Raw genomic sequence first — 14,601 nt, 5'->3', positions numbered from 1 at the left:
ATAAGGTGTTGTTTAAATTCATTCTTAATTAATATTGACTAAAAAAACAATATCCATTATAATGAAAACCGTTATAACAGTACATAAGTGAGAATGTTTTATACATTTTCTCATTTAATAATTATTTGGAGGGATCATGTATGCCAGAACGTATGGTAGGTAAACAAGCTCCACGCTTTGAAATGGAAGCTGTATTATCAAACAAAGAATTCGGTAAAGTTAGCTTAGAAGAAAATATTAAAAATGACAAATGGACAGTATTATTCTTCTATCCAATGGACTTTACATTTGTATGTCCAACAGAAATCACTGCACTTTCTGACCGTTATGATGAGTTTGAAGATCTTGACGCAGAAGTAATCGGTGTTTCTACAGACACAATCCATACACACTTAGCTTGGATCAACACTGATCGTAAAGATAATGGTTTAGGTGATCTTAAATATCCATTAGCAGCTGATACAAATCACGTTGTTTCTCGTGAGTACGGCGTTTTAATTGAAGAAGAAGGTGTAGCACTTCGCGGTTTATTCATCATCAGCCCAGAAGGCGAATTACAATATTCAGTTGTAAACCACAACAATATTGGCCGTGACGTTGATGAAACTTTACGTGTTCTTCAAGCGTTACAAACTGGCGGACTTTGCCCAGCTAACTGGAAACCAGGTCAAGCTACTTTAAACGCGTAAGCACAACGTTTAAAAGGTCTAACGTCCACGTTAGGCCTTTTTTTCATCGGATAATAAAGAACATATAGTCAATAATAGTGAAAACAAGGGAGGCTTTTATTCATGAAATTACGTCAGCCAATGCCTGAGTTAACGGGCGCTACAGAATGGTTAAACGGAGAGGTTACAAAAGAGCAGCTAATTGGCGAAAAGCCAACGCTTATTCATTTTTGGTCAGTAAGCTGTCATCTATGTAAAGAAGCAATGCCTCAAGTAAATGAATTTCGCGACCAATACAAAGAACAACTAAACGTAGTAGCCGTTCATATGCCGCGCTCTGAAGATGATTTAGACTTAACAAAAATTAAAGAAGTAGCAGCAGAACACGATATTACGCAGCCAATTTTTGTAGACAGTGAACATAAATTAACGGATGCATTTGAAAATCAATATGTACCGGCATATTATGTATTTGACAAAACAGGTCAGCTACGCCACTTCCAAGCTGGTGGAAGCGGTATGAAAATGCTTGAAAAGCGCGTGAATCGTGTATTAGGCGAGAACGAATAAATACAGGCAGTTGTAACAGGTGAAAAGCATTCGATGCTTAGTAGAACTTGCATCGAATGTTTTTCTTTTTTGTGTGTAGGAAGTAACTGATAAAGGAAATATAAAAATGTGGATTTTTTCTTGTGAGTTTACACCATACTAACACTAACAACATGATACGAAACTTACTATTGGAGGTAATTTACATATGAAATTAGGTATGATTGGCTTAGGGAAAATGGGAGCAAACTTAGTATTGAATTTACTAGATCATAACCATTCTGTGGTAGCATTCGATGTGAACAACGAAGCCGTACAGAAAGTATCAGAAAAGGGAGCAGAAGGCGCTTCTTCCATTCAAGAATTAGTAAGCAAATTAGAAAAACCACGCATTGCTTGGGTAATGGTTCCAGCCGGAGAGCTCACAGAAAAAGTAATTTCTGAGCTTCAAGAATTACTTGAAGAAGGAGATATGATTATCGAAGGCGGTAATTCTAAGTATAAAGATTCCGTACGACGTGCCGCAGCTTCTGCTGAAAAAGGAATTCACTACTTCGATGTTGGAACGAGCGGCGGAATGGAAGGTGCCCGAAACGGCGCTTGTATGATGATTGGCGGAGATAAAGAAGCATTTGCTACAATCGAACCTATTTTCCGCGACATCAACGTAGAAAACGGCTATCTCTATTCAGGTGCAGCAGGAAGCGGTCACTTCTTGAAAATGGTTCATAACGGAATTGAGTACGGCATGATGCAAGCAATTGCTGAAGGTTTTGATGTGTTAGAGAAAAGTGAATTTGACTATGACTACGAAGCTGTAGCCCGCGTATGGAACAATGGCTCTGTTATTCGCTCATGGTTAATCGAATTAATGGAACGTGCATTTTCAAAAGATGCAAAGCTTGACAGTATTAAAGGAGTTATGCATTCTTCCGGTGAAGGGAAATGGACGGTTGAATCAGCTTTAGATTTACAAGTGCCAACGCCAGTTATTGCTTTATCTTTAATGATGCGCTATCGCTCACTTGAAGATGATACGTTTACAGGTAAAGTAGTTGCCGCTCTTCGCAATGAGTTCGGCGGACATGCAGTGGAAAAACAATAAAAAAAGAAGCTGGGACAAAAGTATTTTAGACGAAGTGAAAAACGAACCATTGATCAATATGTTTGATTAGTGGTTCGTTTTTTTGTTTGAGTGAATAGTTTCGTCTTTAGATGGAATTCATTTAGCTATATCCCAACCTCTTTTTTATGACTATTTACCTTTTTTTGAAAAAATATCTAAAAATTATGGTAATTTATTTCGGGAACCGATATATTTAAATATGTGTGCCACATCTTAGCTAAGGGAAAGGACGGGGTATATGGGAACGTTTAAAAAACTAAAAGATTTTTATTTGCCGTACCGAATGTACTTTTTTTATTCTGCTATTTGCTTGTTATTTGTAACCTCCATCACTGTGATTTACCCTATTGTGCTGCAATATACGATTGATCATATCGTGTTAGGAAAACAATATCAGCTAGTCGATAATGTAGCATTTATTTTTATTGGACTTATGATCATCAAAGGAATCTTTACATATATTCAGCAATATTACGGCGACTTATTTGGAATTAAGTCCGTGTATACTCTTCGCAATAAACTTTACCGCAAACTTCAGTATTTACCGTTTTCTTATTATGACAATGCTAAAACAGGGGACTTGATGTCCAGGTTGACAGCTGATGTAGAAGGATTTCGTTTTTTTCTATCTTTTGGCTTCTCAGAATTAATTCGCTTCGTCATTTTACTTACTGCCAGCTTTTCCGTTATGTTCTATTACTCTATTTCACTCACTCTTGTCACAATTTGCCTGCTGCCTTTTTTGGGGGTAGCTGTTTATCGTTTTGATAAACGCGTTCATCCAGCGTTTCGCTTAATTCGCCAATCGTTTGGAGAACTTAATACAAATGTTCAAGAAAATATAAGCGGCATACAGACGGTCAAATCATTATCAAGAGAAAAATTTCAAACCTCTAAATTTAACGATTCCAACGGAGTTTATAAAAATCGAAACATTGAAACAGCGAATGTGTGGGCAACTTATTTCCCCTTAATGGAGTTTATAGGGAATTTATCTATTGTTGGTCTCCTTGCTTACGGAGGAGCGCTTGTTATGAACGGAAGCGTACGTCCTGGAGAGCTTGTTGCTTTCTTTAGCTTAACCTCTTATTTAATGTGGCCGATTATGAATCTAGGGTTTGTTATCAATATGTTTTCACAGTCTAAAGCTTCAGGTGAAAGGCTGCTAGAAATTTTAGAAGAAGAAGAAAAAGTCCATGAGCATGCCGGAAGTTTCTCTATTAATGGAACGGTCGAGTTTCAGCATGTTAGCTTATCCTATCCAAACGAGGATAAAAAATCGCTTGAGAACATATCGTTTTCTGCTTCTAAAGGGAAAGTAGTAGGTTTAATCGGTGCAACTGGAGCCGGCAAAACAAGCTTAACACAGCTGCTCACGAGGTTTTATGAACCGACTTCAGGACAGATCTTAGTTAACCATCGTCCGATTAAAGAGTATCCGCTCTCTGTTCTTCGGAAAGAAATTAGCTTTGTACTTCAAGAAACGTTTTTGTTCTCAAGCAGCATAGGAACCAACATCTCTTATGGCGTGCCGGGTATTTCTAGAGAAGACATTATTGATGCTGCAAAACGAGCGCAGGCGCATGATTTTATTATGGAGCTTCCAGATGGATATGATACGATGCTGGGAGAGAGAGGACTGGGGTTATCAGGCGGGCAAAAGCAGCGTATTGCGATTGCACGAGCGCTTATCTTAAATCCTAGTATTCTAGTATTAGATGATGCAACCAGTGCCGTTGATATGAAAACAGAAAGAGAAATTCAATTGGCTTTAAAAGAAGTGATGAAAAATCGTACGACGTTTATTATCGCGCACCGCCTTTCTTCTTTGCGACATGCCGATGAAATCTTGGTCTTACATGAAGGTCGTATAAAAGAGAGAGGAAGCCACGAAACGCTCATTCAAAAGCAAGGGATTTATAAAAACATTTACGACATTCAATATGAAAGCAGTACGTCGGTGATGAACGTATAACAGGGGAGGAATAGAATGGCAGGCGAAAAAAATAAAGTTGTGCGAGAGCGCTTTTATTATCAAACAGATCAAATCATTGATAAGACGTTTAACTGGAAGCAAATGGCCCGCTTGTTTCGTTATCTTCATCCATATCGAAAAAACTTGCTTCCTTTCTCGTTTCTTATGGTCATTATCACGACGGTCATTAGACTCGCTATTCCTATTTTGATAGGTGTCTATACGCTTGATCATGCTGTAAAAGATAAGAATAGCACGCTGCTCATGCAGTTAGTTTTCATCATTTTTAGCTTGTATATCCTATCTTATATTGCGAATGTCTTTCGGATTAAATGGATGAATCAACTCGGGCAGCACGTGATATATGATTTAAGAAAACATTTATTTACGCATGTTCAAGGGCTGTCGCACCGGTTTTTTGATACGCGTTCAGGAGGCTCTATTCTTGTAAGGATTATGAATGATATTAACTCTCTTCAAGATTTATTTACGAACGGGGTAGTTAACCTATTTATGGACCTCTTATTGTTAGTGGGAATTGTGGTTATATTATTTTCTCTCAGTCCTGCTTTGACATGTGCTGTTTTAGTCATTTTACCGATTATGTTTTTGATTTCTACAAAGCTGAGAAGAAGAATCCGCCGGTCATGGCAAGTTGTTCGTATGAAGCAGTCAGTATTAAATTCACATTTAAATGAGAGTATTCAAGGCATTCGCGTTACTCAATCATTTGCTCAAGAACAAGAAAATATGCTGTTTTTTGATCGCATAAACAGTGAAAATTACGAGAGCTGGAGGCAAGCTACTCGAAAAAATGCCATGTTTCGACCGTTTGTAGAACTCACAAATGCTGTCGGAACGGCCATTTTAATTTGGTTCGGTGCTGCACTTATTCAAGATGAGCGGCTAACAATTGGTATTTTTGTATCATTTGCTTTTTATCTCGGGATGTTTTGGGAACCGATTTCTCGTTTAGGGCAAGTGTACAATCAATTATTAATGGGAATGGCTTCATCCGAGCGCATTTTTGAATTTCTAGATGAAAAACCTCTCGTCGCAGATTTGGAAACCGCTACGTCTTTAGAGAATATGAAGGGGAAAGTTGAGTTCAAGCACGTCTCATTTTCTTATGATGGGAAGCGTAAAGCTCTAAACAACGTATCAATTGAAATAAAAGAAGGACAGACGGTTGCTTTAGTGGGGCATACTGGATCTGGAAAAACGTCCATTGCTAATTTAATCACACGTTTTTATGATGTGAACAAAGGGCAGATTTTAATTGATAATATGCCTATTCAAGATATTACGTTAGCGAGTTTACGAGCACAAATTAGTATTGTGCTGCAAGAAACCTTTATTTTTTCAGGAACCATCACGGAGAATATTCGGTTTGGAAAACCGGATGCTACCGATGATGAAGTGATTAAGGCCGCAGAAGCGGTAGGGGCTGCAGATTTTATAAAGCGTCTGAAAAAAGGCTATGATACGGAAGTAGAAGAGCGAGGAAACGTTTTATCGGTGGGAGAGCGTCAATTGATTTCATTTGCTCGAACGCTGTTGGCTGATCCTCGTATTATTATTTTAGATGAAGCGACAGCAAGCATCGATACAGAAACAGAAGTGAAGATTCAACAAGCGCTTAAAACGCTGTTAAATAACAGAACGGCCATCATGATTGCTCATCGGCTATCGACTATACGAGAAGCAGATAACATCATTGTGTTAGACCACGGAAGCATTATTGAAACAGGCAATCACGGGGAACTTATGCAGCAAAAAGGCGTATATTATTACCTTGTTCAAACCCATGCTACAGCTTAAAAAACAGAAGGAGCTGATCCTTCTGTTTTTCTATGAGAAATAGTAAAGACATATAAGCGTTGTTAACGGGAAAATGAGGTTGATACAAAAGAATTGTGGTAAAATAACGGTAGTTCAGATTTTTTCCTGTACATAATGGAGGAATTCAAATGAAAAAAGAATTTGCAGTCATCGGATTAGGTAGATTTGGTGGAAGTATTTGTAAAACATTAAGCGATCAAGGAATGGAAGTTCTGGCGATTGACATTGATGAAGAAAAGGTAAATGAGTATGCTAACGTTGCTTCGCATGCAGTAGTAGGCGATTCAATGGATGAAGGGGTTCTAAAAAGTTTAGGAATTCGTAATTTTGATCACGTTATCGTAGCTATTGGCGACAATATTCAGGCAAGTATTTTGACGACCCTTATACTAAAAGAGCTGGGGGTTGAAAAAATAACGGTAAAAGCGCAAAATGATTATCATGCCAAAGTATTATCAAAAATTGGCGCCAATTTTATCGTGCATCCCGAACGAGATATGGGACGAAGAATTGCCAATAACATGATTTCAAACAGCGTGCTGGATTATTTGGAGCTATCTGAAGAACACAGCATTGTCGAATTAGTAGCAAGCAAAAGAATGGCTGGCAATACGCTGATTGAGTTAGACATTCGTGCGAAATATGGTATTAACATTGTAGCCATTAAGCGTGATCGAGATATCATCGTTTCTCCTCAGGCGTCCGAAACGATACAAGAAGGAGACGTGTTGATTGTTATTGGAGCAGACGCAGATATCAACCGCTTCGAAAATAAATTTGCCAGTTCCTAATAAAAAAGAGCAGATGCAATTGCATCTGCTCTTTTTCTTTTATTAAACCTCCATAATGATTGGTAAAATCATTGGACGGCGCTTTGTTTTTTCGTAAAGGAATGGAGCCAATGTGTCTGTGATTTCATTTTTAATCTCAGACCATTGTGACGTACGACGTTCCATCACTTTGTTCAAGTGTTTTGTAATGAGGGACTGTGCATCATTAATTAAGTCGCCAGATTCGCGCATATAAACAAAACCACGAGAGATAATGTCTGGACCAGCAGCGATCTTGAAGTCTTTCATATTGATGCTTACAACGACAATAACAAGTCCTTCTTCAGATAAAATACGGCGGTCACGAAGTACGATATTTCCAATGTCACCAATTCCGCTTCCGTCAATATATACAGAGCCTGAAGGGATTTTGCCGGCTACTGAAGCTTCACTGTCGCTTAAAGCTAGCACCTCTCCATTATCCATAATGAAGCAGTTTTCTTCAGGAACTCCACAGTCTGTTGCAAGTTTGATGTGCATCTTCTGCATGCGATACTCACCGTGAATTGGCATAAAGTATTTTGGTTTCATCAAACGAAGCATTAATTTTTGCTCTTCCTGTCCGCCGTGTCCAGAAGTATGGATATCGTTTAGAGCACCGTGAATAACCTCTGCTCCTGCACGGAATAGCATATCAATTGTTTTGCTAACACTTACTGTATTTCCTGGAATAGGTGAAGATGAGAACACAACCGTATCTCCAGGGATAATTTGAATTTGGCGGTGAGTACCGTTTGCAATTCTAGATAGCGCTGCCATCGGTTCACCTTGGCTGCCTGTACATAAAATAGTCACGCGGTTAGCTGGAATTCGGTTAATTTGAGAAGGCTCAATGAACGTATCTTTCGGACATGAAATATATCCAAGCTGTTGGCCAATCTCAATAGCTGCTTCCATACTGCGTCCGAATACAGCAACTTTGCGGTTATGCAATACGGCTGCTTCCACTACTTGCTGTAAGCGGTGAATATTTGAAGCAAACGTTGCAAAAATAATACGGCCGTCTACTTTACGGAAAATGTCATGAATGCTGTCACCTACGCGGCGCTCAGACATCGTAAAGTTAGGAATTTCACTGTTTGTACTGTCTGAAAGCAAGCATAGAACGCCTTCTTTACCGATTTCAGCCATTTTTGTTAAGTTAGCCGGTTCGCCCACTGGTGTAAAATCAAACTTGAAATCTCCTGTATGTACGATTTGTCCGTTTGGTGTTTTTACCACAATTCCGTAAGAATCAGGAATACTGTGAGTTGTACGGAAGAACGTTACCGATGTTTTACGGAATTTAATTACGTCATCTTCAGTAATTTCATGAAGCTGAGCTGTACGAAGCAACCCGTGCTCGTCTAATTTGTTGCGAAGAAGTCCAAGGGCTAATTTTCCTGCATAAATAGGAATGTTTAATTCTCTTAATAAGTAAGGAATTCCGCCAATGTGATCTTCATGACCATGTGTAACGAAAAGACCACGGATTTTATCTGCATTTTTTACCAAATAACTGTAGTCAGGAATAACGTAGTCAATTCCTAAAAGCTCATCTTCAGGGAATTTAATTCCTGCATCAATAAGAATAATTTCATCTTGAAACTGTACGGCATACGTATTTTTACCAATTTCGCCTAGTCCACCCAGGGCGAAAACTGCCGTTTGATTATTTTTTACAAATTTCATTTTCATCATATCTCCAATACTTTAAAATCTTCATGCTGTTGTTCATATTCTAGATAGTCTCCAGTCACTGCTTGAACAAACTCAATATTAATTGAACGCGCTTTTAACTTTTTACGAACGTCACGCTCAGAATCTGCGTTCACATACACTGTTTTTGTATTTTCACGTACAGCTACTTCACTCATTTTTTCTTGAAAATAAACTTTAAAAATCATAACAAAAATCTCTCCTTAATTCCGAAATTCAAATAACTTATTTTATTATATTATAAAATGTGTATGTATTTCATGTATTTTCTAAAGAAACTTGCTTTCACTACATTTTAGTCATCTAAATATAACAAGTCAATTAATTATAGAATAATATTAATAGGAAACGGATACAAGACTATATTTTCCGGGCGTATAAAAAATAAGGGCTATTCCATTGTACGATGCAGACACACACTCTGCAAATTTTACAACAGAAAGCCCTAAAAAAATCGATTATGCCATCGTTTTTTTACGCAATAATTCATTCCAGCGTTTTAGCAGCCTTTTTCGAAAATCTTTTAACATGATTTTTCAGCTCCTTTGTTTTTTTGCGATACCTGCCTGTCTCTCTCTGTACTTTTATTATATGATGAAAAGGGAGAGGTTTCTCGTGGTTAAATATGGAAAAATTGTAAATAGGAACGTCCATTTATAGAGAAATCAGCGCTTGTTTGATATAATTGGAAAGGCTTAACAAAGAGATAAAAAATTATAAAAAATAAGGTGATAAACGTGGAACGAAAGATTATTTTTTTTGATATTGATGGAACGTTATTGGATCATGATAAAAAACTGCCTGCTTCTACAAAAAAAGCTGTCCAGCTGTTAAAAGAGCAGGGGCATGAAGTGGCAATTGCAACTGGAAGGGCTCCTTTTATGTTTAAAGATCTGCGTGAAGAGTTGGATATTCAAACATATATTAGCTTTAATGGTCAGTACATTGTCTTAAATGGAGAAGTTCTTTACAAAAACCCGTTAAATAAAGAAGAGCTTCAGGATTTAACGGCTTTTGCTGTTGAGCATGATCATCCTGTCGTATACATGGATCATGAAGATATGAAATCAAACATTGAATTTCATGATTATATCGAATCCAGCATCAGCACGCTGAAAATTGGATTTACCCACCCTCACCACGATCCTGCTTATTTCAAAGGGCGTGAAATTTATCAATCCCTCTTATTCTGTACAGCGGGAGAAGAAGCTCCTTATGAAGAAAAATTTAAGAAATTTGACTTTATTCGCTGGCATGAATTTTCAACTGATGTTCTCCCAAAAGGTGGATCAAAAGCGCGAGGAATTGAGACCATGATTGAAAAGCTTGGCTTTGATAAAAAAGATGTATATGCATTCGGAGACGGCTTAAACGATATCGAAATGCTTGAGTTTGTCGGAAATGGCGTAGCGATGGGAAATGCGGAAGAAGTCGTGAAAGAAGTGGCTGATCTTGTTACAAAAGATGTAGCAGAAGGTGGTATTCTCCACGGATTAGAGCTAGTAGGATTGTTAAAATAAGAAAAAACGCGAGCTCTAGCTCGCGTTTTTTAGCGTTCATATGGAAAAGCATTTTCAGGTTCTTGAAATGGGTTTTCTTTATTGATGTAATCATAAAACATAATTCCGTCTAAATGATCAATCTCGTGCTGAAATACGACAGCAGGAAGGCCTTTCAAACGAATTTTCACTTCTTCGCCTTCAAGCGTTGTGCCTTTTACTGTGATGCGTGCATATCGAGGAACAAATCCTGGGATATCTTGATCGATAGACAAGCAGCCTTCACCGCCTGTAAGATATGTCTTTTCAACTGAGTGGCTAATGATCTTAGGGTTAAATAATGCATAGCTGTATAGCTTGCCTTTTTCATCCGTAACGTGTACCCCAATCATTCGTTTTGATACATTAATTTGAGGAGCGGCAAGTCCGATACCAGATCGCAGTCCATATTTAGCAGCAATTTCAGGGTCTTGGCTGTTTTTTACATATTCTAATAAGCTATGTAAAATCTTTTTGTCTTCTTCAGAAGCAGGTAACGGTACTTCTTTTGCTACTTCTCGCAGCGTTGGGTGTCCGTCTTGGATAATATCGTTCATTGTAATCAACTTTCACATCTCCCTAGGCTATTTTATAGGTATAAAGTGTACCAAATCCGTATAAAAAAGTCATTACCTCGACCTTGACCACATAAATGTTTCTACTAATTATATGTATCAAACATTTGGAAAAACATGCATAAGAAAACATAAAAGCGGCAGTTAGCCGCTTTTATTGTATAATTACCAGCCGCCACAGCTGCAGCCGATAATAACTAATAAAATGAACAGTACGATTAATAACACGAAACCTTTATTAGAACCGCCGCAGCCATATCCACCATAACCCAACATAATGTAACCTCCCGTAGTTATCAATCCCAAGGTAAAAAGTAATAAACTCCCTTTTTTTCACGATTGGGTTAGTATAATATATTAAAAGGTGGAAAAAGGGTGTAGATAAATTGCTAATTTCCTACAAAAATTGTATAATGACCCATGAATAAGGGAGGATTTACCAAATATGAAATGCGTCGGAAGATATATAGTTATTGGCATTGCTGCTATGTCACTAGCAGGCTGTGCAGAGGGCTCATCGCCTGAACTTGAGGTATATAATGGATTAGAAAAAGTGGTAGCACAAGAAAAGCAATTTGCTGATCAGCAAAAACCGTTAGCTGATTTAGAACAGCAAGAAAATGCGATATACGACCAAATTATTGAGCTAGGGATTAAAGATAAAAAGAAAATAAAAAATAAAGCACAAAAAGCGCAGCAGTTATTAGATGAGCGTGAAAATAAATTACAAAAAGAAGAAAAAAGCATCAGCGCTTCGCAAAAACAGTTTGAAGCGACAGAGCCAAAGATCCAAAAGCTAGAGGACGGCAAAGCAAAAGAAGAGGCGCTTGAACTATCTTCGTTAATGAAGAAGCGTTATAAGGCCTACCAGTCCTTACATGATGCCTATCTTCATTCCATTGAATTAGATCGTCAGCTATATACGCTCTTTGAAAAAGACAATGTGAAATTAGAGAATCTTGAAACACAAATCGCTTCGATCAATGCTACTTATAAAGAAGTTGAAAAGAAAAAAGAAACGTTTAACACACTAACAGCTGACTATAACAAAGCCAAAGAAGATTTTTATAACAAAACGAAGTTAAAGGTGAAAAATAGCGAGGATAAATAAGAAGGCCTGTGAAGTTTACAGGTCTTTTTTTTTGGCTGAAAAGGAAGGTTTTCTGAAATAAAGAAAGAGTTTCGACACGATTCAAGTAAAAATTACAAAAGGTTATTGTTTTAAAAAATCGTTTATTTGTGGCAAGATAGGAGATGTGCAGACGTAAAAACAGAGAAGGTTATTATAAAACATATAATACAGTTTGTATCTGTGTAATAGTACAGCATGTCTTTTTTATGTGTTTTATTTCACAAACTAAAAAAGCGTAATTTCTTGATGTAAATGCATTGACGAACTGTTTTAGTGTATTGTAAACTAGGTAGCGTAGTAAGTGTTGTATTAATCATTTTTGCAAAATAATTAATACAGTTTAACGAAACGCTCGTTTCGCTTAAACTTTCCTTTTACGTAAATGTTTGCACAGAATTCGCTGGGGAATACATAGAAATGTTAAGGATTAGCGAATTCAAAAAGCTACTCGACAAAATATGACTTTTACTTGTCCATTTGGGACATTCTAAAAGCGTGTATGTTTGTTTGATTAGTAAAATGAATTTATACGGCTTAAATGAAAGGAAGAGGTGACTTAGATGGCTGCTAAAACTAAAAAGGCTATTATTGATGTATCAAAGCAACTTGATAAAATCGCTGAGCAGTACCAAACGTTCCAAATTCTTAATGAAGAGGGCGAAGTAGTAAATAAATCAGCGTTGCCAGATTTATCTGACGAAAAATTAAAAGAGTTAATGACTCGCATGGTATACACTCGTATTCTTGATCAACGTTCAATTTCATTGAACCGTCAAGGTCGTTTAGGTTTCTATGCACCAACTGCTGGGCAAGAAGCTTCTCAAATCGCTTCACATTTCGCATTAGAAAAAGAAGACTTCATTTTACCTGGGTACCGTGATGTGCCTCAGTTAATTTGGCATGGTCTTCCACTATATCAAGCGTTCTTATTCTCTCGTGGTCATTTCCACGGTAACCAAGCGCCAGAAGGTGTAGATGTACTTTCTCCACAAATCATCATCGGTGCACAAATCGTGCAAACTGCTGGTGTGGCACTAGGTCTTAAAAAGCGTGGTAAAAAAGCAGTAGCGATCACTTATACAGGTGACGGCGGAGCTTCACAAGGTGACTTCTACGAAGGTATGAACTTCGCAGGTGCATTCAAAGCTCCAGCAATCTTTGTTGTACAAAACAACCGCTTTGCAATTTCAACACCAGTTGAAAAGCAATCTGCAGCACGTACAATCGCTCAAAAAGCAGCGGCTGTTGGTATCCCAGGCGTTCAAGTAGACGGTATGGATGCACTAGCAGTATACGTTGCAGTAAGCGAAGCTCGTGAGCGTGCAGTAAACGGTGAAGGTCCAACTTTAATTGAAACATTAACTTACCGTTATGGTCCACATACAATGGCTGGTGACGATCCAACTCGTTATCGTACAGCTGAGCTTGACACTGAGTGGGAAAAGAAAGATCCACTTGTTCGCTTCCGTAAATTCTTAGAAGCTAAAGGCATCTGGAATGAAGAAGAAGAAAACAAAGTAATCGAGCAAGCTAAAGAAGATATCAAACAAGCTATTAAGAAGGCTGACGATTATCCAAAACAAAAAGTTACAGATTTAATGGAAATCATGTACGAAACTATGCCTTCAAACTTACAAGAGCAATATGAAATCTACAAAGAGAAGGAGTCGAAGTAAGCCATGGCGCAAATGACAATGATTCAAGCGATTACTGATGCGTTACGCACAGAAATGAAAAACGACGAAAACGTATTAGTTTTTGGTGAAGACGTTGGCGTAAACGGTGGAGTATTCCGTGCGACTGAAGGTCTTCAACAAGAATTCGGCGAAGATCGCGTATTCGATACGCCATTAGCTGAATCTGGTATCGGTGGTCTTGCTGTGGGTCTATCGACTCAAGGTTTCCGTCCGGTTCCTGAAATTCAATTCTTTGGTTTCGTATACGAAGTACTTGATTCTGTATCAGGTCAAGCTGCACGTATGCGCTACCGTTCTGGCGGTCGCTGGAATGCACCAATCACATTCCGTTCACCATTTGGTGGAGGCGTTCATACACCAGAACTTCACGCTGATAGCTTAGAAGGTATCGTAGCATCTCAACCTGGTCTAAAAGTTGTAATTCCTTCAACTCCATACGATGCAAAAGGTCTTTTAATTTCATCAATCCGTGATAACGATCCGGTTGTATACTTAGAGCACATGAAGCTTTACCGTTCATTCCGTCAAGAAGTACCTGAAGAATCATACACTATTGACTTAGGTACAGCTGATGTGAAACGTGAAGGTACAGACGTAACGCTTATCGCTTACGGTGCAATGGTACACTCATCATTAAAAGCAGCTGAAGAACTAGAAAAAGAAGGTATCTCTGCTGAAGTAGTGGACTTACGTACAGTTCAACCTTTAGATATCGATACAATTCTTGCATCAGTTGAAAAAACTGGTCGCGTAGTAGTAGTTCAAGAAGCTCAAAAACAAGCTGGTATCGCAGCTAACGTTGTAGCTGAAATTAACGATCGTGCAATCTTAAGCTTAGAAGCACCAGTATTACGTGTAACAGCACCGGATACTGTGTTCCCATTCTCTCAAGCTGAGGGCGTATGGTTACCAGACCACAAAGACATCGTTGAAACAGCTAAGAAAGTACTTGAATTTTAATTAGCATTTTA

General features: G+C 38.1%; 14 protein-coding genes. 10 read left to right on the top strand and 4 right to left on the bottom strand.

Going from position 1 to position 14,601, the window contains the following annotated elements; genetic code table 11:
- The first annotated feature begins 140 nt into the window (after positions 1-140).
- The 6 genes from ACRPLY_RS14880 to ACRPLY_RS14855 all read left to right on the top strand — a co-directional run bounded on the left by ACRPLY_RS14880 (position 141) and on the right by ACRPLY_RS14855 (position 6,951).
- Positions 141-689 carry a peroxiredoxin gene (locus tag ACRPLY_RS14880; protein ID WP_014461006.1) on the top strand — a complete coding sequence of 183 codons (549 nt, stop codon included), beginning with the start codon at positions 141-143 and terminating at the stop codon, positions 687-689.
- A gap of 102 nt (positions 690-791) precedes the next feature.
- The gene (locus ACRPLY_RS14875) at positions 792-1,238 is read left to right on the top strand and encodes a TlpA family protein disulfide reductase (RefSeq protein ID WP_028414116.1); all 447 of its coding nucleotides are present in this window, start codon (positions 792-794) and stop codon (positions 1,236-1,238) included.
- Positions 1,239-1,425: 187 nt separating this feature from the next.
- Positions 1,426-2,322, top strand: a complete 897-nt coding sequence (gene gnd, locus ACRPLY_RS14870; RefSeq protein WP_025749395.1) for a phosphogluconate dehydrogenase (NAD(+)-dependent, decarboxylating) — start codon at positions 1,426-1,428, stop codon at positions 2,320-2,322.
- Positions 2,323-2,581: 259 nt separating this feature from the next.
- A complete protein-coding gene (locus ACRPLY_RS14865) occupies positions 2,582-4,318 on the top strand; it encodes an ABC transporter ATP-binding protein (protein ID WP_033578405.1) in 1,737 nt (578 codons plus the stop codon).
- Between the two features lie 15 nt (positions 4,319-4,333).
- Complete coding sequence (locus ACRPLY_RS14860; protein WP_028414114.1) at positions 4,334-6,139, top strand: ABC transporter ATP-binding protein; 1,806 nt, start codon at positions 4,334-4,336, stop codon at positions 6,137-6,139.
- A gap of 149 nt (positions 6,140-6,288) precedes the next feature.
- Positions 6,289-6,951, top strand: coding sequence for a potassium channel family protein (locus tag ACRPLY_RS14855; protein ID WP_028414113.1), 663 nt, complete (start codon positions 6,289-6,291; stop codon positions 6,949-6,951).
- 42 nt (positions 6,952-6,993) lie between these two features.
- Here ACRPLY_RS14855 and rnjA read toward each other — a convergent pair whose 3' ends face one another.
- Together rnjA and ACRPLY_RS14845 are read right to left on the bottom strand one after the other, a co-directional pair.
- Complete coding sequence (rnjA, locus tag ACRPLY_RS14850; protein WP_013056048.1) at positions 6,994-8,661, bottom strand: ribonuclease J1; 1,668 nt, start codon at positions 8,659-8,661, stop codon at positions 6,994-6,996.
- 5 nt (positions 8,662-8,666) lie between these two features.
- Positions 8,667-8,876, bottom strand: coding sequence for a DNA-dependent RNA polymerase subunit epsilon (locus ACRPLY_RS14845; RefSeq protein WP_013056049.1), 210 nt, complete (start codon positions 8,874-8,876; stop codon positions 8,667-8,669).
- A 549-nt stretch (positions 8,877-9,425) separates the two neighbouring features.
- Here ACRPLY_RS14845 and ACRPLY_RS14840 point away from each other — a divergent pair.
- Positions 9,426-10,208 (top strand): Cof-type HAD-IIB family hydrolase, encoded by a 783-nt coding sequence (locus ACRPLY_RS14840; RefSeq protein ID WP_033578407.1) that lies wholly within the window; start codon positions 9,426-9,428, stop codon positions 10,206-10,208.
- Between the two features lie 29 nt (positions 10,209-10,237).
- Here ACRPLY_RS14840 and def read toward each other — a convergent pair whose 3' ends face one another.
- Together def and ACRPLY_RS14830 are read right to left on the bottom strand one after the other, a co-directional pair.
- The gene (gene def / locus ACRPLY_RS14835) at positions 10,238-10,792 is read right to left on the bottom strand and encodes a peptide deformylase (protein ID WP_432231929.1); all 555 of its coding nucleotides are present in this window, start codon (positions 10,790-10,792) and stop codon (positions 10,238-10,240) included.
- A gap of 174 nt (positions 10,793-10,966) precedes the next feature.
- On the bottom strand, positions 10,967-11,077 hold the full coding sequence (locus ACRPLY_RS14830) for a YjcZ family sporulation protein (protein ID WP_016763434.1): 111 nt from the start codon (positions 11,075-11,077) through the stop codon (positions 10,967-10,969).
- A 169-nt stretch (positions 11,078-11,246) separates the two neighbouring features.
- Here ACRPLY_RS14830 and ACRPLY_RS14825 point away from each other — a divergent pair, with 169 nt between their 5' ends.
- The 3 genes from ACRPLY_RS14825 to ACRPLY_RS14815 all read left to right on the top strand — a co-directional run bounded on the left by ACRPLY_RS14825 (position 11,247) and on the right by ACRPLY_RS14815 (position 14,590).
- Positions 11,247-11,912, top strand: coding sequence for a YkyA family protein (locus tag ACRPLY_RS14825; RefSeq protein WP_028407940.1), 666 nt, complete (start codon positions 11,247-11,249; stop codon positions 11,910-11,912).
- Positions 11,913-12,493: 581 nt separating this feature from the next.
- Positions 12,494-13,609, top strand: a complete 1,116-nt coding sequence (gene pdhA / locus ACRPLY_RS14820) for a pyruvate dehydrogenase (acetyl-transferring) E1 component subunit alpha (RefSeq protein WP_013056054.1) — start codon at positions 12,494-12,496, stop codon at positions 13,607-13,609.
- Between the two features lie 3 nt (positions 13,610-13,612).
- Positions 13,613-14,590, top strand: a complete 978-nt coding sequence (locus tag ACRPLY_RS14815) for an alpha-ketoacid dehydrogenase subunit beta (protein WP_013056055.1) — start codon at positions 13,613-13,615, stop codon at positions 14,588-14,590.
- Positions 14,591-14,601 lie beyond the last annotated feature (11 nt).

Origin of the sequence: Priestia sp. TGN 0903 (genome assembly GCF_050846855.1) — a bacterium.
In the GTDB taxonomy this organism is placed as follows: Bacteria; Bacillota; Bacilli; order Bacillales; family Bacillaceae_H; genus Priestia; species Priestia zanthoxyli.
This window is presented reverse-complemented; position numbering and strand designations above follow the sequence as displayed.

Bases quoted from the DNA above. Each gene is read 5' to 3' on its own strand.
- ACRPLY_RS14880 (WP_014461006.1), top strand. From the start codon at position 141: ATGCCAGAACGTATGGTAGGTAAACAAGCTCCACGCTTTGAAATGGAA.
- ACRPLY_RS14875 (WP_028414116.1), top strand. From the start codon at position 792: ATGAAATTACGTCAGCCAATGCCTGAGTTAACGGGCGCTACAGAATGG.
- gnd (WP_025749395.1), top strand. From the start codon at position 1,426: ATGAAATTAGGTATGATTGGCTTAGGGAAAATGGGAGCAAACTTAGTA.
- ACRPLY_RS14865 (WP_033578405.1), top strand. From the start codon at position 2,582: ATGGGAACGTTTAAAAAACTAAAAGATTTTTATTTGCCGTACCGAATG.
- ACRPLY_RS14860 (WP_028414114.1), top strand. From the start codon at position 4,334: ATGGCAGGCGAAAAAAATAAAGTTGTGCGAGAGCGCTTTTATTATCAA.
- ACRPLY_RS14855 (WP_028414113.1), top strand. From the start codon at position 6,289: ATGAAAAAAGAATTTGCAGTCATCGGATTAGGTAGATTTGGTGGAAGT.
- rnjA (WP_013056048.1), bottom strand. From the start codon at position 8,661: ATGAAATTTGTAAAAAATAATCAAACGGCAGTTTTCGCCCTGGGTGGA.
- ACRPLY_RS14845 (WP_013056049.1), bottom strand. From the start codon at position 8,876: ATGATTTTTAAAGTTTATTTTCAAGAAAAAATGAGTGAAGTAGCTGTA.
- ACRPLY_RS14830 (WP_016763434.1), bottom strand. From the start codon at position 11,077: ATGTTGGGTTATGGTGGATATGGCTGCGGCGGTTCTAATAAAGGTTTC.
- ACRPLY_RS14825 (WP_028407940.1), top strand. From the start codon at position 11,247: ATGAAATGCGTCGGAAGATATATAGTTATTGGCATTGCTGCTATGTCA.
- pdhA (WP_013056054.1), top strand. From the start codon at position 12,494: ATGGCTGCTAAAACTAAAAAGGCTATTATTGATGTATCAAAGCAACTT.
- ACRPLY_RS14815 (WP_013056055.1), top strand. From the start codon at position 13,613: ATGGCGCAAATGACAATGATTCAAGCGATTACTGATGCGTTACGCACA.